Annotated in this window: 13 protein-coding genes and 2 pseudogenes; 6 read left to right on the top strand and 9 right to left on the bottom strand. The window is 41.3% G+C overall.

Translation table 11 applies throughout. The annotated features are described in order from the left end of the window. Nucleotides 1-119: 119 nt before the first annotated feature. Nucleotides 120-2318: a CHASE2 domain-containing protein gene (locus tag V7K61_RS31385; protein ID WP_335059685.1), complete on the top strand. Its 2199-nt coding sequence runs from the start codon at nt 120-122 to the stop codon at nt 2316-2318. Between the two features lie 116 nt (nt 2319-2434). Here V7K61_RS31385 and V7K61_RS31380 read toward each other — a convergent pair whose 3' ends face one another. The 4 genes from V7K61_RS31380 to V7K61_RS31365 all read right to left on the bottom strand — a co-directional run bounded on the left by V7K61_RS31380 (nt 2435) and on the right by V7K61_RS31365 (nt 8110). Then, on the bottom strand, nt 2435-3181 hold the full coding sequence (locus tag V7K61_RS31380) for a hypothetical protein (protein WP_335059683.1): 747 nt from the start codon (nt 3179-3181) through the stop codon (nt 2435-2437). 677 nt (nt 3182-3858) lie between these two features. Continuing rightward, nucleotides 3859-4842: an RNA polymerase sigma factor, RpoD/SigA family gene (locus tag V7K61_RS31375; RefSeq protein WP_292741336.1), complete on the bottom strand. Its 984-nt coding sequence runs from the start codon at nt 4840-4842 to the stop codon at nt 3859-3861. A 682-nt stretch (nt 4843-5524) separates the two neighbouring features. Then, complete coding sequence (locus tag V7K61_RS31370; protein WP_335060104.1) at nt 5525-7255, bottom strand: ATP-binding protein; 1731 nt, start codon at nt 7253-7255, stop codon at nt 5525-5527. 60 nt (nt 7256-7315) lie between these two features. After that, complete coding sequence (locus tag V7K61_RS31365) at nt 7316-8110, bottom strand: glutathione S-transferase family protein (protein ID WP_335059682.1); 795 nt, start codon at nt 8108-8110, stop codon at nt 7316-7318. A gap of 858 nt (nt 8111-8968) precedes the next feature. Here V7K61_RS31365 and V7K61_RS31360 point away from each other — a divergent pair. Then, on the top strand, nt 8969-9793 hold the full coding sequence (locus V7K61_RS31360) for a fasciclin domain-containing protein (protein WP_335059680.1): 825 nt from the start codon (nt 8969-8971) through the stop codon (nt 9791-9793). A 76-nt stretch (nt 9794-9869) separates the two neighbouring features. Here the strand turns inward: V7K61_RS31360 and V7K61_RS31355 are convergent, their stop codons facing one another. Together V7K61_RS31355 and hemL are read right to left on the bottom strand one after the other, a co-directional pair. Next, complete coding sequence (locus V7K61_RS31355) at nt 9870-10790, bottom strand: polysaccharide deacetylase family protein (RefSeq protein WP_335059678.1); 921 nt, start codon at nt 10788-10790, stop codon at nt 9870-9872. A gap of 975 nt (nt 10791-11765) precedes the next feature. Continuing rightward, nucleotides 11766-13064 (bottom strand): glutamate-1-semialdehyde 2,1-aminomutase, encoded by a 1299-nt coding sequence (gene hemL / locus V7K61_RS31350; RefSeq protein ID WP_335059676.1) that lies wholly within the window; start codon nt 13062-13064, stop codon nt 11766-11768. Between the two features lie 285 nt (nt 13065-13349). Between hemL and V7K61_RS31345 the strand changes: the two genes are divergently transcribed. After that, nucleotides 13350-14066, top strand: a complete 717-nt coding sequence (locus tag V7K61_RS31345; RefSeq protein ID WP_335059674.1) for a hypothetical protein — start codon at nt 13350-13352, stop codon at nt 14064-14066. Nucleotides 14067-14237: 171 nt separating this feature from the next. Continuing rightward, nucleotides 14238-14888 (top strand): bifunctional phosphoribosyl-AMP cyclohydrolase/phosphoribosyl-ATP diphosphatase HisIE, encoded by a 651-nt coding sequence (gene hisIE, locus V7K61_RS31340; protein ID WP_335059672.1) that lies wholly within the window; start codon nt 14238-14240, stop codon nt 14886-14888. A gap of 64 nt (nt 14889-14952) precedes the next feature. Here the strand turns inward: hisIE and V7K61_RS31335 are convergent, their stop codons facing one another. Beyond that, nucleotides 14953-15528: a pentapeptide repeat-containing protein gene (locus V7K61_RS31335; RefSeq protein ID WP_335059669.1), complete on the bottom strand. Its 576-nt coding sequence runs from the start codon at nt 15526-15528 to the stop codon at nt 14953-14955. Between the two features lie 49 nt (nt 15529-15577). Between V7K61_RS31335 and hisE the strand changes: the two are divergent. Beyond that, a pseudogene (hisE, locus tag V7K61_RS31330) lies at nt 15578-15796 on the top strand (phosphoribosyl-ATP diphosphatase); the annotation flags it as partial. 14 nt (nt 15797-15810) lie between these two features. Here the strand turns inward: hisE and V7K61_RS31325 are convergent. After that, the gene (locus V7K61_RS31325; RefSeq protein ID WP_335059667.1) at nt 15811-17070 is read right to left on the bottom strand and encodes an MFS transporter; all 1260 of its coding nucleotides are present in this window, start codon (nt 17068-17070) and stop codon (nt 15811-15813) included. 486 nt (nt 17071-17556) lie between these two features. On the opposite strand from V7K61_RS31325, the pseudogene V7K61_RS31320 reads away from it, so the two are divergent. After that, nucleotides 17557-17748 (top strand): annotated as a pseudogene (locus V7K61_RS31320) (DUF2811 domain-containing protein); the annotation flags it as partial. Nucleotides 17749-18497: 749 nt separating this feature from the next. Here the strand turns inward: V7K61_RS31320 and V7K61_RS31315 are convergent. After that, entirely contained in the window at nt 18498-19217 is a 720-nt protein-coding gene (locus tag V7K61_RS31315) for a response regulator transcription factor (RefSeq protein WP_094348795.1), read from the bottom strand. Nucleotides 19218-19851: the final 634 nt, after the last annotated feature.

Below are 19851 nucleotides of genomic sequence, written 5' to 3'. Positions count from 1 at the left end.
AATAGCAACTAAATTGCTACATTAATACAAACTTAGGTTAAATAGCTTTTAACCTAGCTTCCGAAAATTAACTTCTGCGCCTACAACATCTACCCAATTCAGGCTATCGCCGCAACGCCGTGATTAGTGGACTATTAGAAAAACTCCGCGTACCTTTTGTCAAAGTTCAAGATTCCCGTGAAACTTCTAAGAGCAAAAGCTGGCTGCAAATTATTTTTGTTACCAGTGTCGGAGTTACCGCCTTTATCTGGGGAATTCGGGAACTCAAATGGTTACAGCCTTGGGAGTTAAGAGTTTATGACCAGATGTTGCGATCGCGGCCAGCAGAAGCACCCGATCGGCGGATTTTGCTAGTAAAAATTACTGATAACGATCTCAAACGCGAGAAATGGCCTCTATCAGATCGGACAATCAATCAGCTATTAAAGAAAATAGAGTCTTATCAACCGCGAATTGTTGGTTTATATCTTTTCCGACCGGAAGACAATAATTTGGCGGCTAATCTCCAAAATAAAGATAACATTGTCACTACCTGTTTGTTCAGCAGTTTGGGTAGAGATGAAATTCCGCCGCCGCCGAATGCCCCTATAGATAATGTCGGGTTTAGCGATGTGGTCGCTGACAATGAAAACGACCAAAGTCTCCGCCGTACTTTATTATTTGCCAACTCCACAGACAAGAAATGTACAACATCATTTGCATTTGGTGCATTAATTGCAATTAATTATCTAGAAAAACAAGGTATTGAATACGATTTCACTAAAAAAGGAGATTTTATATTAGGTAAAACCTTGTTTGGGCGTTTACAACCTAATTCTGCCGGCTACCAACATTTGGATACACAAGGCTATCAAATATTATTAAATTACCGTCACCCCAATAGCCTCGCCGACCAAGTAAGCCTCACAGATGTTCTTAGTGGGCAAGTCAACCCCAGTTTATTCAAAGACCGTCTGGTAATTATTGGCACTACAGCGGCTAATATCCCTCCAGGTGGCTTTTATACGCCCTACAGCGCTTTGCCAGATCAACCAGCCAGAATGCCTGCTCTATTGATTCATGCACAGATAGCAAGTCAACTCATCAGTACAGTGTTGGATGGGCGACCCTTGATTTGGTATTGGCCAAACTGGGTAGAACTTATTTGGGTATGGGGCTGGTCGCTATTAGGTGGTGTTTTAGCATTGCGGTGGCAAAATCCGCTGCTGTTGCTAGTGGTGGAAACGATAACTCTATTTGGCTTAGTAGTAATCTGCATTGCTTTGTTTTTACAAGCTGGATGGGTGCCGTTAATCCCTCCTGCTCTTGCTTTGGCGATCAGTAGTATCTGTGCGATCGCTTATACTAGCTACCAAAATCAACAGCAAACTCAGGTGATTGTTCTGCAAGTTGAAAAACAACAAGAGGCGATCGCCCAATTAAATGTACTCTTAGAAGATAAAACGGCAATTCCCGATTCGTCTGTTGACTTTCCTCCCCCAATTGATTCACCAGAAATAAAATCAGGTGATTTGCTTTTGAGTGGACGCTACAAAATTTCTAAAACTCTTGGTGCAGGTGGATTTGGTCGGACTTATTTAGCACAGGATACTCAACGACCAGGTAATCCTACTTGTGTAGTTAAAAAGTTAATGCCAGCCCGTCAAGATACACGATTTTTGCAAGTCGCTCGCAGATTGTTTCATAGTGAAGCTGAAATTTTAGAAATTTTGGGTAAACATCATCAGATTCCTGAACTACTTGCTTATTTTGAAGATAACCAAGAATTTTATTTAATCCAACAATATATTGAGGGACATACCCTAAGTGAAGAATTACCACCCGTACAAAATGTGCAAAACGAATTATTTGTGATGGAAATGCTCAAACAAGTTTTAGAAGTTCTAGAATTTGTTCATCAACATCGAGTGATTCATCGCGATCTCAAACCGACTAATATTATTAGATGTGTTCAAGATAATCGGCTGGTATTGATTGACTTTGGTGCTGTCAAATTGATGCAACCGCCGAGTAGTGAGCAAACAGAATTAGCGACAGTAGCCATCGGGACACGGGGTTATGCACCTCCAGAACAATTTGCCGGTCATCCCCGCTTATGCAGTGACATTTATGCTTTAGGAATGATTGCTATTCAAGCCATAACTGGGATACTACCGCAGGAATTCCACCCAGATCCAGAAACGGGGAATGTGATGTGGCGGCAAACGGTGCAAGTAAGTGAAGAATTAGCGGCAATTTTAGACAAAATGGTTTGCTATCATTTTAGCGATCGCTATCAATCAGCCACCGCAGTTTTACAAGATTTAAAACGGATGTAGCTCTGGCGATTAGAAATCGCGGCTACACATTACTTTCGTCCACGGATACAAAAAATTAATGGTTTGCAACCCGCATCTGCGGGTTTTATCTGTAATCTCAAGGGTTTCTACTTGTATTAATTATTAATGCTATTCATTTTTGTCCCAGATTGACCTTGTTTTTCTATAATCTGAGTCAAGATTTTGTGGCAATGACAGTCACTTCCACATTGATTTAATATGTCTTGTGGAGCAATGTTGCTAGAACCTAAAGCCAGAGATATTTTTCCAGTACAAGTAAGCTTAAAATAGTCTCTTAAATTGCCTTGAGGAGGCAATTCGTTAATTTGATAATTTGTTAAAGATTCAATAAAGCCTAATACTCGTAAATGTCTCAATCGTTGCTCACAGGATTGTTCTTTTTTGTATGGAAACTGTCTTTTATCTTTTTCAGCATTAAATAAGTTTTCCAGAGTTGTTCGCTCTCCATCGTCTAGCAAAGAGTCAAAAAACTTTCTTTGGTTTTCATCATCTTCTATTAAAGTTCCTAATAAGGCTAAAGCTTTTGATTCCTTTTGATTAGCCTCTATATTAGCTTTGATTTTACTATGTACTAGGTTAAATTCTACTCCATTGCTACCAAATTGAAATTTTTCTATTCTTTCAAGAACTGAAGAGTTTAACAATAATATAATTGTTAAAAGTCCTACTTCTGTTGTCTCTAATCTCCGGTTTTTATCAACTCCTTTAAATGGAATAAAAACTAAGTAACCTAAAACCACAATACTTACGAGCATCCTAGAGGTTAATGCCCATTGTTTGGCTAAATTACTAAGGTTAGGCTGAAAAGAATTTTTAATGTTTTGAACTATTTTCTGACTCATACTACATTGTTAGATGAATATAATTAACTTTTCTTTGAGAGAAAGTAATTGCTAATAAGTAGGTTTAAAAAATAAATAGCTAGTTACATCGAAAAATGACATAGCTTATTACCCTGTTATTATCTCTGGAATACTTAAAGATATTTACCTCAATTATTTCAGAACTGATAACAGTTGACTTTTCATGGTATCTGAAAAACCTCTCTCTAAATCTCTCTCCTTTGAGGAGAGACTTTGAATTTTCCCCCTTTCCGCGTCGGGAAAGGAGTTAGGTTTTTCTAGATGATCTAAACCACAATGAGCAAAAAACTAACACTTATGTCTACATCCTGAATCTATAGTTTTTCGGATACCTTCCCAAATTTCTCAGGACTTACGCATAGGTGGAAAATCGAACCACAGAGGACACAGAGGGCACGGAGAAATAAGTTTCTTGCGTAAGTCCTATTTCTGATTAACTGCTCAGTTAAAATATTCGTAGGTTGGCGCGTAAACGTTACTCAACAAACTTCGTTCCTCAAAAACGCATAGCGCAGGTATCGAATTAGGATTTCATCCCGATAGCGAATACCTGATTAACTGCGTTTCCTAGTTTTAAGCAAAAAAAAATCGCCCCCTGAATTCAGGAGGCGCATCACCAAGGTGGTGTAGAGACGCGAGATTTCGCGTCTCTCGTTTTAACTAGCAACGTATTCTTTGACATTGGCACGACGGCGACGCAGATGAGCCAAAGCTTGATGCTCTAACTGACGGACACGTTCGCGGCTGAGATTCAATCTCTCACCGACTTTCGCCAATGACATTTCATTACCATCTTCTAAACCAAAGCGTAGGGCTACAACTTCTCGCTGTTGCGGGGTTAGTTCTGCTAGCAGATTGTTCAAGTCTTGGCGTAAAAATTCCTGGTTGGTGTAATACTCTGGTGATGGGCCATCATCTTCGAGCATTTCTTGCAACTCAGTATCCTGGTTTTCACCAACTCGCACATCCAAAGAAACTGGTTGACGAGCCATATTCAGGTACTCGCGAATCTGAGCAGGTTCTAGTTCTAGTGCTTTGGCAATTTCGGCTGGAGTCGGCGATCGCCCCAAGGTTTGAGCCAACTCGCGCTGTACTTTTTTGATTTTGTTCAGTTTCTCGGTAATGTGAATCGGTAAGCGAATAGTTCGACCTTGTTGAGCGATCGCACGAGTAATTGCTTGGCGAATCCACCAGTAAGCATAAGTCGAGAACTTATAACCCCTCATCGGGTCAAATTTCTCCACACCCCGCTCTAATCCCAGTGTTCCTTCCTGGATTAAATCCAGAAACTCCATATTTCGCTTTTGATACTTTTTAGCAATAGCAACAACCAAGCGTAAATTCGCTTCGATCATTTTTTGCTTTGCCCGCTTACCTTGCGCCACTGTTTGTTGCACATCGGTTTCCGATTGTTGAACGTGAGCGGCCCACTCTGAAATATCCGGTTCGCGTTGCAACTTCTTCGCCAAAGCTTCCTTGGCGTCGATGAGCGTCATCATTTGTTGCACTTGCTTCCCAAAGACAATTTCTTGTTCGCGGGTTAGCAGTGGTACACGACCAATTTCTCGCAGATAGGTTCGCACCATATCAGCCGTGAATTTGGTGTTGAGGTTTTCCGTTTGGGTATTGACAGTAGGCATTGGTGCGATGTCCTCTACTTCGTAAAGATAATGTATGTTTTATTACTAAAATGGATGGGAAAAAGTAGTACATCTATCACGAAATATCGGGAGCTACCAAAAGCAATTAGTTAATTGATACAGCCGTTGTTAAGACGGTCAGCCCCCAATGATAGGTTCCCCTACCTTCCCTAAATTTTCAATCTTTTATAAGCACGCTGGTTATTTTTGAGAATTATTCTCTTGGACAGTTACTAACACCGAGCGGTAAAACCGAAGTCGGTATGAGTTCTACTTAACTTATGATACGATAAATCAGGCAAATAGTAAACTATCTTAAGATAAAACCTATCATTATAATTCAAAAGCAGCCGTTATAGAAAAAAATTTTAAATTTCCTTGAAATTACTGACTATATCTATAGTGACGCCAAAAACCCCTCTTCTGTTGCCAAAAACTAGCCGGATAACCGAACTTAATTTGCTGTGACAATGGAGGGATGTCACGAATTGGTCATTTGTCATTGGTCATTAGTCATTAGTCACTTGTACTGAGCGACTCGTGCCGAGCATCTCGACTTTGCTTAATGGAGCTGGAGCCGAGGTAAGTCGTTGGCGCAATTTCTGTCTCCGACACGCTGTTCGGGTTCGTAGAGAAGTATTGGTCATTTGCAAAGGACAAAGGATCAATGACCAATGACAATCTAAAATCCCAAGTCAGCTTTGGCTAGTTCCGCAGCGGCGAATACTTCTGCGTCAGGTTTTTCTTCCCAGGCTGGCTCACCAATTTCTGCGTAAAAAGTTGCGTCGTAAGGTCGGGTACGTACTACTACTGGCATGGGAACGGCATGACCCAATATTAAGGCTTGTTGTTTCGAGTCTAGCTTTGCCAACACCGATCGCAGTCCGCTACCACCAGATACACCTGTAAAAATCGCGTCAATATCTTTTTCATCATTCAGCAAAGCAGTAATCCGAGTCCCAATTTGCGACATAACTTCATTATCTATCCCAGACGGGCGTTGATCGACTACCAAAAGTGTGACAAAATATTTTCGCAGTTCGCGGGCAATAGTCCCAAAGATAGTACTTTGGACAATAGCCGGGTCAAGGAAACGGTGCGCCTCTTCAATGGTAATCATCAATGGCGTGGGGCGATCGCAAGGATTTTTGCTTTGCAGAAATTTGTCTGCTTTTTTGACGTAATGCTCGTGGATACGTCGGGTGATCATATTCGTCACCAACATATAAGAGAGCATATTAGACTGGGAACCAAATTCTATCACAACATTCTTCCCAGATTCCAGGCATTGCACAATTTTACTAATATAATTCTGGGGGCAAACTGCTCGCATATACTTCAAGCTATCCATCCGCAAGAGTTTGCGCTGCAATGCCATAATCGAGCCTTTGTGTCCGCGCTTCTCGTCGCAGAACATCTCGATTTCTTCGTTAGTCATATTCAACAACTGGACAATCCAAGACTTGCCAAACTCGCTATACAGAATATTGGCGTTATCTAAGGCTGCGTCAGAGAGTCCTAAATCTCGGCTACATAACTTAATATCTTCAACTTCTATTTGCTCATAGCTCAAATAAAGTTCTTGGGCATCACGTACACCCCGACGCTTTGTCGATTCCGGGTCGAGGGTGTAAACTTCCACCTTACTAGGAAAAAGTTGCTTTAAACCTTTAACCGTATTGACGTTCTTGCCTTCTGCAACGGCTTCCCAGCCATACTCAGAATGCATATCAAAAATCAAATTTACTGCCGCATTTTTACGGATAACGCCAGCTAAAAGTAGCCGTGTTAGAAAAGATTTACCAGTACCAGATTTCCCAAAAACGCCATTACTCCGTTCTACGAAGCGGTTTAAATCGATACATACGGGCACATCCATATCCAAAGGTTTGCCGATGGAAAAGTTGCGCCTTTGGGGGTCATCTTCCCAACCAAATACCCGGCGAAAATCTTCAACACTTGCTTCGTAAACTTGACTAAAGTGACTAGGAATAGTTTTAACAGGCAACAATTCTATTGTCGTGCTGGTTTGGGGCACAAACGAAGCCAAACCCGTCATCGATGGCAGGAAAGGATTGGCCGATTTGCCATTTGTTGGGGAGAAAGATTCTTCAGTTTCGGGAGTGAACATCAACATCGGCGCGAGGTTGATAGTACCGTAAGTACCACTTCCGGCTAAAACATCTCGTAAAAAAGTGTCTTCCCAATTGGGGGGATTAGCAATAATTCGGGCATTAGCAGCTCCCAATGCTACATCTGTCAGCATACAAAAAAAACGCGATCGCATCCCTTGCACAACAAGAAATTTACCCACCCGCATATCTTCTACAGAAATGTCAGGATGCAATCGGACTTCTAAACCTTCAGTTAAAGAACCTTGAATGACCGAACCTAATGGCTGTGCCGAATTCATCTGATTAGTCATTTGTCATTTGTCATTGGTCATTAGTCATTGGTCATTAGTCCCCAATCCCTAATCAATCTGAATTGAGGTTGGCGAACTTCCTGTCGATGGAGTGGTACTAATTAAAGGTTTGCGGAATTGGGCGTAAAGGCGATCGCGCCAGGTGAAGAATGGTTCATAATCTATATTCTCGGCAAAGATTGGCAATCCTTTACCTCTGATAGAAGCTGGTAAATCTAGATAGGGCCCAGAGGGGAACTTGAGTAATATCGATAATCCAGCCACCGCTAAGTCAGCTAAAGTCGGCTCATCTCCTGTTAAATAAGGACTATCTGCCAATAATAACGTCAAGGCTTCCAAGTCTTGTTTTAAAGATGCGATCGCTGACTGTATCACATCTGGACTGTAACCTACGCCAAAACCCAACACTGTCAGTAAGTCACTAGGTACTCCTTGAACCAGACTTTTAAATATATCTGGTGTTGAGGTGGGTAATAAAGACTTACGGAAATTTTGATCTTGACTTACGGCTGCAAATAGTGCTTTGCGACCTTTGATGCCTATGGACTCATCCGCCCATTCTTCTATTAATAAAGTTAAACCCCGTTGTTTAGAATCTTGCGGTATTATGGGGCGATCGGGATATTCTAAGTCTAAATACTTAGCTATTTCCGTAGAATCCGCAATATATTTATTACGATCCTTTAATACAGGCACTTGTCTTTGACCAGTCAGCCGGAACAGTTCCACTTGTCCAATCCCAGGCGTAACCTCTATTTTGCGGTAATCTAGTCCTTTAAAATCTAGAATTAGGCGCACTTTCTCTGAGTATTGAGAGAGTTCCCATTGGTATAATTCCAGCATGTGTTCTATCTCTTGTAACTGGTCAACTTATTAACTTTACAATTGTATCTTTAGTTTAAGTAATTTTTATTGGTATTAGTTGGTTAGCTGTCTATTTAATTGACATTAGGGTTTAACCGATGCCTGATTTTTGGCAAAATTATCAATTTAAAAAAATATTTTTTTCTGATTTCTTAGAATATCAAATAAATAATTAAGTAATTTAATTCAGCATATAAATAAACTCAACCCCTCATTCGTGGGTCTTCAACAGTTACTGCAATTTTTGTCAGCGTTAGGCTACGTTATAGCGTTTCCTAATCACATGAGGTACATTTTAGCCACCTCCTCGCTTGCGGGGAGGGGGTTGGGGGAGGGGGTTGGGGGTGGGGTTCTTGTACCTCACTCAACCGAGAACCGCTATAAAAGATTTCGGTAATTAATTTCTGTGCTTTTGCTGAATAATCAATGATTAATTCTGAAATATAGGCTTCTTCTCTATGTAATTCAGGATTTATGAATCAACTATTAATTTACGTACAATTATGTATATAAATTGTCTTTTAAGTATAATTTTTCTCCAGACCTAATTGTAACTCATAACTTGTAGAGGTAAGAGTTTCACACTTTCTGAGAATTTATGTTACACCGAGTGGGATTTTTAAATTTTCGTGTGATATAGAAAATTTGCTCACTTTAGATGAAATATATGGTAGATATATTTCATACTTATCAACGCAAATCGAGGTTAAATATCTTACCTCACTAGCACAAGCTCTTCTAGAGAAAAATCTTACTTCCCTCTTGAGTTAGATTTTGTGCATAGCAAAATGTTATAAATCTTTATGTAATGTGTGGACAAAAAGAAAAACAAAATTTATGAAGACAAATTACAGCAAATTGCTGACCACGTTGGCAGGCATAGCAGGATTTACTAGTTTCAGCGTCCTCATTACTTTACCATCTGATGCGAAAGAGGTACTAAATCCTAACCCCAGTATTTTCAACGAAGTTCCCCATAACCAAGGTCAACGCCTTCAAGCAAACACTCAATATACACCTGCCGAAGCCGTTTCCCAAATAGAAAAGGGCAATACCAAACGCAAACCAGTAGCACAGAATAGTGGTGCAACGCTAAATCCCAAACCAAGTATTTTCAACGAGCCTCCCTATAACCGTGGTGGTGGCAGTGTTACACCTAGTGAACCTACACCAGTGACCCCAGGTACTCAACCCACTGAGACACCGACCACAACTCCACCAAAACCAGGGGCAAGCAGCAATCAAGGCAAAAACTTGTTAGCTTTGGCAGAGTCAAACGCTTCCTTTACCACCTTGACCAAGGCTTTGAAAGCAGCAGGATTAAGCGCAGCTTTGCAAGGCAAAGATAACTTAACTATTTTTGCACCCACTGATGCAGCTTTTGCTAAGTTGCCACCAGATGCTTTGCAAGAATTGTTAAAGCCAGATAACAAAGAAGTATTGCTCAAGATTTTAACTTACCATGTAGTAGCTGGTAAGGTATTGTCTGCTGACTTAAAGTCTGGCGAAGTTAAAAGCCTTGAAGGCGGCACAATCAACGTTAAAGTCGATCCTGCTACCGGTGTAACTGTCAATGATGCTAAAGTGACACAGGCAGACATCACAGGTAGTAACGGCGTAATCCACGCAATCGATCAGGTGATTTTACCTCCTGACTTGTAGTTGTAAGGTATCAGCACAACTGGCAACATAACTAGATTGGCATAAAGTATTAATACGTTAAAATTCCGTTCAGATGTTAGTTTTGGACGGTTTTTTTGTTTTCAGTTAGTTTTTGATCTTTATCTTGCATTTCTAAAAGTTCAGGAATAGTAACAAACTTATAGCCCTGTTTCCGAAAGTTGGCAATAATTTCTGGTAAAGCTTGCACAGTTTTAGAGCGATTACCACCACCATCATGCATTAGCACAATTCCACCTGGCTTGGCTTTCCTAAATACATTATTAATTAATTTTGGTACAGCAGGACGTGAGTAGTCTACAGAGTCAGATGACCAGCGAATGATGGCATATTTGCTATTTCTAGCGTAACTAGCTACCCCATTGTGCATAATTCCCCCTGGTGGTCGAAATAAATTTGTTTTAATCCCTGTCACTTGATAAATCAAGTCTGCTGTGTGGTCAATTTCATAGGCAGCTGCTTGTGGATTTAAGAATTGATACCAATGATGCCAAGTGTGATTACCAATTACGTGACCCTCAGCAATCTCCCGCTTCACTAAGCCTGGATAATTCTTCACGTTTTGCCCAATGAGAAAAAATGTCCCTTTAATCTGATTTTTTTTGAGAATATCTAGTACTTCCCCGGTACTTTCAGGCCATGGCCCATCATCAAAGGTGAGCGCAATTACTTTCTGTTTGGGAGTCAATTTTGCCGCATCAACTACTGCCCCTTGAAAACGTAGTGGCACAGTATATGAAAAACCTTTTGTTTGTACTTGTTGCTGCCAACTTCTAAGCATCGTCGCTTTGAGTTCTTCAATCTGCTGCTGAATTCCAACTTTGCTTGGTTGATTGTTTACATTTATATTCTCTGTACTTTGAGCATTAGAGGAGCTTGACTTAATAAGCATCATCGTGCTACAAGTCACACTCCCGCTCAAGACAAGCAACGTAACTAATATTTTTTGCAGACCAAAAAATGACTTATTGTCGTCCACTTCATAGCTCCTTCAAGGTCGAACCATCTTTTTTTTAAATAACTTATGGCAGCTTTTTCTACTCTGTAAGCCTTGCCATACAAGCTACAGTTATGATTGGTATCTTTTTTTAAGTTAGCTCCAACCCTGACTCTGAAAAAATACCTTACCCGATGGATAATCTAATATCTATAAGCAAAACCCTCACCATCAAGGTGAGAAACTTCTTACGCGTTAATTTTTATAATCTATGGGGTATGAGGGGGAATTTCGAGAACTGCAAAAGGCAAGTAAAATAATTTGTAATTAAGTTAAGTTTTGCAACGGAGATCCAGACAAGAGCCACAAAACTTGACACTTCTTAGTTGCCAGGGACTTAGCCCCCTATAATTTATCGTAATATCCAACGGTTTAAGACCCCAACAATACAGGTAGCGCCAGTTTCAGTCGGGGTTTAAATCCCCGTCTAGAACGCAAACAGCGTGCCGTAGGCAAAATGTCTAAAATGCTTGAATTTTGAATTTTGAATTGTTAATAATCCTGCCTCATTAACTATGAATCTTAATGTAGGCTAAATATTGCATATTCTCTTGACAAAGCCATTGCGAAATGATGACGAAGATGTGACCTTTCTTGAGTAATGACGGTAGAGAGCAAACCTGTTAAAAAATTTCTTCTATCCCCAGCAGCGTCAGAGGATTGAACACCATTAACTGCTGAAAATTCTGCAAATAATGCTTTAGAGTGAGTCCGAAAATTCCGCACGCTTGTTTTTGTCTCAAAAAAGGGACTTCCTATAAATCATCCATTTTGTGGGGCAAGATGCCTACCCCACAAGAGTTAACAGGATGATTTTTATTTGGAAATCCCTTACTCTTAACAGGTTATACCAATTTAATGTGAAACTGCACTAAATGAGTAACTCTCTATTCTTGGCGCTCTTGGCGTACTTGGCGGTTCGTTTAATATTCTGTGCATCTTCATACAGAATTGGTATTACAGACTAGACATTACATCCCGTGCAACTGCTAAAGTCTGCTCAATGTCTTCTTCTGTGTGAGCAAAAGATGTAAACCCAGCTTCAAATTGAGAGGGTGCTAAGTAAACACCGCGCTCTAGCATCCCGCGATGGAAACGTCCGAATTTGGCTGTATCAGACTTTTTCGCATCTTCGTAGTTATGAACTGGGCCGGCGGTAAAGAATAAGCCGAACATGGCGCTGATTTGACCACCGCAAGCTGCATGACCAGTTTCTTTGGCCAATTGCAGCAAACCATCTGCTAGCTTTTTAGTAATCCGCTCAAGAGACTCGTAAGTACCTGGCTTTTGCAGCAATTCTAAAGTCTTAATCCCAGCAGTCATTGCTAAAGGATTACCAGAAAGAGTCCCAGCTTGATATACGGGGCCGGCAGGTGCAACCATTGACATAATATCTCGACGACCACCATAAGCCCCTACTGGCAAACCACCACCAATCACCTTACCCAAGGTTGTTAAATCGGGAGTGACGCCAAATTTTTCTTGAGCGCCACCGTAAGCAATGCGGAAGCCTGTCATCACTTCGTCAAATACCAACAACGCTCCATACTCGTGAGTTAGTTCCCGTAACCCTTCTAGGAAGCCAGCATCAGGTGCGATAAATCCAGCATTGCCGACGACTGGCTCAAGAATGACACCGGCAATCTCGTCGCGGTTTTCTTCAAATAAAGCTTTGACTGCTTCTAGGTCATTGAAAGGCGCAGTTAGAGTGGTGCTAGTTGCTAATTTAGGTACTCCCGGTGAGTCTGGCAAACCAAGTGTAGCAACACCAGAACCCGCCTTTACTAGAAACGCATCGGCGTGTCCGTGGTAGCAACCTTCAAATTTGATGATTTTCTCCCGGTTGGTGAAAGCCCGCATCAGCCGCAAAACTCCCATACAGGCTTCAGTTCCAGAGTTGACAAATCTGACCATTTCGATGCTAGGAACGGCATCAATGACCATTTCTGCCAAAACATTTTCTAGGACTGAGGGAGCGCCGAAACTGGTGCCTTTTTCTAAAGCTTCATGCAACGCTGCAATTACTTCTGGATGAGCATGACCACAAATAGCTGGGCCCCATGTGCCTACATAGTCTATGTATTTATTGCCATCTACATCCCAAATATACGCGCCTTTAACACGATCAAAAACGATGGGTTGTCCGCCCACAGATTTAAAGGCACGAACTGGAGAACTGACTCCTCCGGGCATGAGATTTTGAGCAGCGGCGAAGACTTCTTGTGATTTTGTTGTTTTAATTGTGGTATTTACCAAAGTTCTCTCCTAACAGTGGGCAATAAAACGCTATATCTTAGAATAGGGTCAAACACTGCTTAGAATTTCTATCCTATAAAATTAACGGAACCAAAAAAATAACATTATGTTATGCAGCAAGTCCAATGAAGACTTGATTTTAGATATTTAAACTCCGTCCATTTTGAAACCTAGAGTTTTTAAGCAGAGTGGATTATTCTGTCATGGCATGAGTTCTGAGCTTTACCCTAATTCCAAAAAACTACGGTTTTCAAGGTAGACGGGGTTTATCTTGAAAAGATTAATATGCAAAATCAATCAATTGACAAAACAGTACCTCCAATCGCACCTCTATATGACACTTGGGGGGGTAAAAAAAGTGCTGGTAGTTGGTGTATAGATCCACCATTCGATTTTACGAACCTCTCTATTCAATTAGTCAATGCTTGGTACATCGATAGCACTATAGGAACTATAGATGCTTTCGACGAGCTAGTAAGAGTTTGGAAAGTCTTCTTTAGCCCAAGCAGCGAATCAGACATTAAGGGAGTGGTGCTTGAGTGGCAACCAGGAAGCTCTTACGAAGAATACATTGAACACGTATTAAAAGCCATACGCGAGTATCCTGCTGCCATTGAAGAGCTAGTGATGCAAGTCGATCTGCTGGTCTTTGTCCGCACTGAAAAATCTCCCCATCAGCCAATTCGAGCTTGGGTGAGATTCCTTGGCGAGTTGGTGATTCGTGGTGGTCCAGAATTCGGAGAGCCATATCTCTGCTTTTCTGTGCATCACACGCTTTTTTATCCTTTTTCTTATCATAACAGCGCAGACAATAGCGAACTGTACTCTCTCAATCAGCCGCTACTGGAAAATGCCCTACGACGTTGGGAGGAACGGTTTGGTTCAATAAGCGAAGTTGAGGGTTTAAAAGGAATTTATGAATACGGGTTTAAACCAAAAGAAGAATGGGCTGCAAAATCAACCAATAGCTACTTTGATTCCAACGATCGCAGTCTACTTTAAGCATCCTCGTTTTGTTCTCTACTACACCCACTTCTTCAGAGTAATATTTTTTCTGGCAAAACTCCAGTTCTCAAGATGGATGAGGCTTAATTCCAAAAAATATACCATCTAGCCTATTCTGAATGGTATCGTGAATCCATAAATTATTCTCATGAGAGCAAACTAGCTGGTATGTCTTCTAACGATTCGCGATCGCTGCATTACACCATCCCGGTTGATAAAATTCGCTACGATGAACGGGGTCTGGTTCCTGCAATTGTCCAAGACTATCTAGATGGTACTGTCCTGATGATGGCGTGGATGAATCAGGAGTCGTTACAAAAGACTTTAGAAACTGAAGAAACTTGGTTTTGGAGCCGTTCCCGGCAAGAATTGTGGCACAAGGGGGCGACTTCTGGGCATATCCAAAAAGTGCAAAGTATCCGTTATGACTGTGATAGTGATGCGCTGCTCATTGGGGTGGAACAATTAGGAGATATTGCCTGCCATACTGGAGAGCGCAGTTGTTTTCACCAAATAGAAGGAAAAATTGCTGCACCACCAGGTGATACATTGTCGCAATTGTTTCAAATAATATGCGATCGCCGCGATAATCCTACTGAAAGTTCTTACACTTGTAAACTATTCGCAGGTGGCGATAATAAAATTTTAAAAAAGATTGGTGAAGAAACTGCTGAGGTGGTAATGGCTTTTAAGGATGATGAAGCAGATGCGATCGCCGGTGAAGTGGCTGATTTGCTATATCATACTTTGGTGGCCTTAGCTCACCATCAAGTTGATTTAAAATCGGTATATCGCAAGCTCCAAGAACGTCGGCAATAGATCAAAAAAATAATTCATCCTACCGTGGATTTGTGAAAAATCTTTGCTGAATAGTTTTTATTCCTTATCCACTCCAACGGTTATCAGTGATAATACTGCCGTCTGGCATAGTGGTGTTATGGAGAACAACACAGTCAAAGGTGCAATTAGCGGCATCAGCATTCAACAGGTTGGCATTAGTAAAGTCAGCGTTCTCGAAATAAACGTTAGTCAAATCGGCACCAGTCAGGTTAGCATCCCTCAAGATAGTGTCTTCCAGGTAAGACCTATACAAATCAGCACCAGTGAGGTTCGCACCACTGAGATTAGCACCACTGAGGTCAGCAGTCATAGTCGCGCCACTCAAGTTAGCCCCACTCAAATTAGCGTCTACAATATCAATACTTCCGAAACGAGTCCTTTCCAAACTTGCCCCAGTAAGGTTAATCCTTGTCAAATCAGCTCCGTCCAAACCAGCCCTGAACAAGTTAGCACCACTCAAATTGGAACCGATAAGATTAGCTCTACTCAAATTGGCAAAACTCAAGTTAGCTCCAGTAAGATTGATACCACTCAAGTCAGCCCCACTCAAATCAACCCCAGTAAAATCTCTTTCCCCAGCAGCATATCGTTGTAACAACTCCTCAGCAGTTATCCTCATCTATACACCTCGGCATTAATTAACACGTATAAAGATAACTTACTAAACCTCTTCGACCCCCTCTAAGTTATTCGCAGGTGGCGATAACAAAATTTTAAAAAAGATTGGTGAAGAAACTGCTGAGGTGGTAATGGCTTTTAAGGATGATGAAGCAGATGCGATCGCAGGTGAAGTGGCTGATTTGCTATATCATACTTTGGTTGCCTTAGCTCACCATCAAGTGGATTTAAAATCTGTGTATCGCAAGTTGCAAGAACGTCGTCAATAGAGTTGAGGATTATGTTACTCAGCCAAAATTCGATTGAGGTACTGTAAAATTACCACAGCGATCGCTACGCTCAAGATGAAGCCTAGCCAGTAAGTATTGGTAATAATTTGTGGTTGATCTAATGCCCATCCACCCAAGGGATGACCAATAAAAGAGCCAACAGCCCAACACAAAGCGTTGATGGAAAAATAAACGCCGCGTTGATTTTCGGGGGCTAACTCAGTCACTAAAGAAGCAGCAGATGGAGTATAGGAAACAATCGCCACAGCAAATACTCCCAATGCCAATATTACCCAAAGCAGATGATGAGATGGGGCTGTACCGCTTACCCAAATCAGTCCGAAACCAATTGCCCAAAAAATGGCGGAAACAGTGAGCGCAAGTGTGTGAGAGCAGCGTTTTAAAATACTGGTGACAGGCAACTGACAAATAATTGCAAACACCAGATGCCAAGCAAATAGCCCGCTAATGGTAGTTGCAGCAAATCCCTTGGTGGTACTTTCGACAAAGACAAAGTTTTTGAAGTAAAGCGGCAGGGTGCTGTGGATTTGAGAAATATAGATTGTAAAGAATATATTAACTGCGATGTAGACCAGGAAACGCCCATCTTTTAATACTGCCATCCAAGCAGCAAAAAGTTCTGTCTTTTCAGAATTCTCTATCTGCTGTTGTTTGGTTTCACTAACTCCCACATAGACAACTCCAAAAAATACCATAAAAGAGATGGCATCAATCACAAATAGCCATCGATAACTCCCAATAATTGCGATCAAAAACCCAGCTAGCACAATTCCGATCGCTAACCCCAGATTATCAGCTAGTCGTGCGATCGCAAAAGTTTCTCGGCGATTGTCAATTTGGCTAGCGTCAGCAACCACAGCTTCAGCCGCGGGCCAATAGAAACCTATCCCTAAACCGCTAATCAAGCTACCGATTACCAAAGAAGTGAAATTATCGGTTGCAGCTAAAACTAGAGAAGCAATTGCTGAAATCGCCGTCGCTAGCAACAAAGTGCGGCGGCGTCCCCAATATTCAGAATCAGCCAAAGAACCACCCGCAATCCGCCCGACGATGCCGGAAATCGAGGCGCTACCCAAGGCTACCCCAACACTGGTTGCAGATAAACCAAGTTGATTGACAAAAAAGATGGGCGCATAAAACAGGGTAAAGCCAGTACCAACTTCTGAGAAAAATCTACCAATTGCGAAAATCCAGACCTGGGGATGTATCGAGGGCAACCACGATGATAACTGAGATTGAGAAGCTAATTTCATGAGTTTAAATGTCATAGGTTGATGACATTTTTGTAATTCTTATCATTGGCTACTATTTTCCTCACTCATTCCACAGGGTTTCCACAGGGATTTTAGCAGTTTTCCACAGGTGCTATACGAGCTAATAGGCTTCTTGCTGTCTTACTGGGGATTGTTGATTATAAGTAGCGAAGAAGTTTAAGGACTGAGTTTTTATAAAGTAAAGTAACGAAAAATAGGCTCAAATACCGATTCTTTCGTTCGTATTTATTTTTTATACCATCGTTTTTAACATTTCGCAGCATTGACAAACCCACCCCCTCTTGGCGCACAATGATGCGGCTTGCTTTTATAGTCCTGTTCAACCGCTGCCATCAAATGTGTAAAATATATTACCATCAGATGTAAGTGCAGATTGTCGGGATAGCGAAAGAGCGTGTGAAGCCCTAAACCGCTTTACCGCAAGCAACTTGTCCCTCTTGATTATCCTCATAGGAGGAAAATCTCATGAAATCAACGGTTAGCATCTTTACAGAAATTCCTGAAACACTCCACGAATCCTTAAAAAACTACTTAGAAACCCATCCCGATTGGGATGAAAACAGAGTACTGACGGCGGCACTATCATTGTTTTTACTCCAAAATGGAGATAGCGATCGCCGTGCTGCTCGAGTCTATCTGGAAACTTTGTTCCACCACTCCACAGTAGAAATGCCCTGTACCGACTCACCAGCAACAGCTAATTTACTAGACACCCCATAGGTACTGGTATGAAGGGCGTTATATCCCTATTAATGGGGCACGGCATATAGCGTTTCCTAATCACATGAGGTACATCTTAGCCCCCTCCTTGCTTGCGGGGAGGGGGTTGGGGGTGGGGTTCTTGTACCTCACTCAACCGAGAACCGCTATACCGTGCCCCATTAATGGGATCTTAAGCTAATAGCGATCGGCAATATTACAATAAAAAAGATCGGTAAATTCCGATCCATAAAAAAGTTCTAATAGTTTCTCTTAATTATTGCCAAAACCAGTTGGTAACGGGTCGAAATTTACCTTTGTTCTCATTTGAGGCTACTGCCTCCCTGACTTACAGCAGTCCAATGAACAGTATTTCTAGGCAGAGGCTAGAAATGGGGTTTAAAGAGGACTTTAGCTTAAGTTGGCTACCAATGCACAGCTATGTACCTTATGAACTCTAATCTCAGCACCGTTATATCTACCAAAACGGTAACATACCAAGAAATTTTTTCCAGTGGACTCTCTCCCCTGTCCACTATCTTAAATAGATAGACAAATAAATATCTCAAATCACTGTTTGGCGTGTATTTGAGGAATATCTACTTATTTTGATTATCTAAATTTGTCTGTTAGTAAAACCAAGAAAATCTACCAACTACTACCCCAAGAGTCAACAGTCAAGAGTTAAAAAACTCTAGACTATAAACTTAGGACTTGGCTTCCAAATGCTGGGGATGAGCAGGAGATTCAAATTTATAGCCTACGCCACGTACAGTTTGAATTAATGCTGGCTGACTAGCATCAATTTCAATCTTCTTGCGAATTTGGCCAATATGAACATCTACAACCCGCTGGTCGCCGACATATTCATAATCCCATACCTCTTGGATTAGCTCTGCCCGCCGCCAAACTCGACCTGGATGACTAGCTAAAAAATGCAACAAGTCAAATTCCAGAGCAGTTAAAGGCACTGCTTGGTTATTAAGTGCTACCTCCCGTCGCACTGGATCGATCATAAGTTTTTCAAATACCAAGCGTTTCTGCTCGGCCGTAGTTATCACTCGCTGACGCCTCAAAATAGCTCCGACTCTGACTTCTAGCTCTCCTAGTCCAAAAGGCTTGGTGAGATAGTCGTCAGCACCTTTAGCAAAGCCGCGAATTTTGTCAGCTTCGTCAGCACGGCTAGTCAACATCAAAACAAAAACACCATTACGACTTTGCATCTCTTGGCAGAGGTTAAACCCTGTGACATCTGGTAAATTCACATCTAGAATCACCAAATCAGGGTTAAATTGCTCAAATAGATTTAAGGCTGTCTTTCCGTCTTCGGCAGCCTCCACCTGATAGTTCTGTTTAATCAAAAAGCGTTGGATTAAATTCCGAACCGCAGGGTCGTCGTCAACTACAAGAATCTTGGCGGGAGCCATGACCATTACTTTGCACAAAAATTCGTAAGATTAACAAGAGAGTTGCGTAAAAACGCAGTTGCCACTTTAGGAGTAACAAAGAATCTACATGGCTACGGTATAACAATCCCGATCGCTCAAAAATAAATACTCTAATCAGGATTGTAGGCAATTAGAAGGCGAAACTTCTGTTAGCCAACAGTATATAAGCGCTCTGACTTTAACTGCAACCGTTCTTGATAGCAAGACACCTTCTCAATCCCCGTTAGGTGGTAACTTAAAACGTTTCAATTTTAAATCGATATGTGGATATATACCACAAGCGATTATTCAGTATAATTAAAAAAAACTCTTTTAGGGCACAGTAAGTTGCCAAATTTGAAACATTAAAGTTGATTTTTTCATAAAAACCATGACTTTTAGGTACTCTCCGTTCAAATTCTAGATTAGAGCCAGAATTAGACAAAGACATGAGGGTATACACGGAGTTATAGCGATATGTTAAAGTGACTATAGTTGAAATTACAAAGTCGATCAAACTAACCCGTGCTACTATCCTGGTAGGGCATATAAATTAGGTCGAGACTTTAGTTTCGATCAAAATAAAACCTAAAGCTGTTTTTTTTCCGATAAAAGACTGCCGCTGATTGAGGCT

Origin of the sequence: Nostoc sp., from assembly GCF_036918015.1 — a bacterium.
Lineage (GTDB): Bacteria > Cyanobacteriota > Cyanobacteriia > Cyanobacteriales > Nostocaceae > Nostoc.
Note: the sequence above shows the minus strand (reverse complement) of the source record. Positions and strands in the feature narration are given on the sequence as shown.

Excerpts from the sequence above, each read along its gene's own strand:
- V7K61_RS31370 (WP_335060104.1), bottom strand. The coding sequence starts at position 7,255 with ATGAATTCGGCACAGCCATTAGGTTCGGTCATTCAAGGTTCTTTAACT.
- V7K61_RS31360 (WP_335059680.1), top strand. The coding sequence starts at position 8,969 with ATGAAGACAAATTACAGCAAATTGCTGACCACGTTGGCAGGCATAGCA.
- V7K61_RS31365 (WP_335059682.1), bottom strand. The coding sequence starts at position 8,110 with ATGCTGGAATTATACCAATGGGAACTCTCTCAATACTCAGAGAAAGTG.
- V7K61_RS31325 (WP_335059667.1), bottom strand. The coding sequence starts at position 17,070 with ATGAAATTAGCTTCTCAATCTCAGTTATCATCGTGGTTGCCCTCGATA.
- V7K61_RS31380 (WP_335059683.1), bottom strand. The coding sequence starts at position 3,181 with ATGAGTCAGAAAATAGTTCAAAACATTAAAAATTCTTTTCAGCCTAAC.
- hisIE (WP_335059672.1), top strand. The coding sequence starts at position 14,238 with ATGTCTTCTAACGATTCGCGATCGCTGCATTACACCATCCCGGTTGAT.
- V7K61_RS31345 (WP_335059674.1), top strand. The coding sequence starts at position 13,350 with ATGCAAAATCAATCAATTGACAAAACAGTACCTCCAATCGCACCTCTA.
- V7K61_RS31315 (WP_094348795.1), bottom strand. The coding sequence starts at position 19,217 with ATGGCTCCCGCCAAGATTCTTGTAGTTGACGACGACCCTGCGGTTCGG.
- V7K61_RS31375 (WP_292741336.1), bottom strand. The coding sequence starts at position 4,842 with ATGCCTACTGTCAATACCCAAACGGAAAACCTCAACACCAAATTCACG.
- V7K61_RS31335 (WP_335059669.1), bottom strand. The coding sequence starts at position 15,528 with ATGAGGATAACTGCTGAGGAGTTGTTACAACGATATGCTGCTGGGGAA.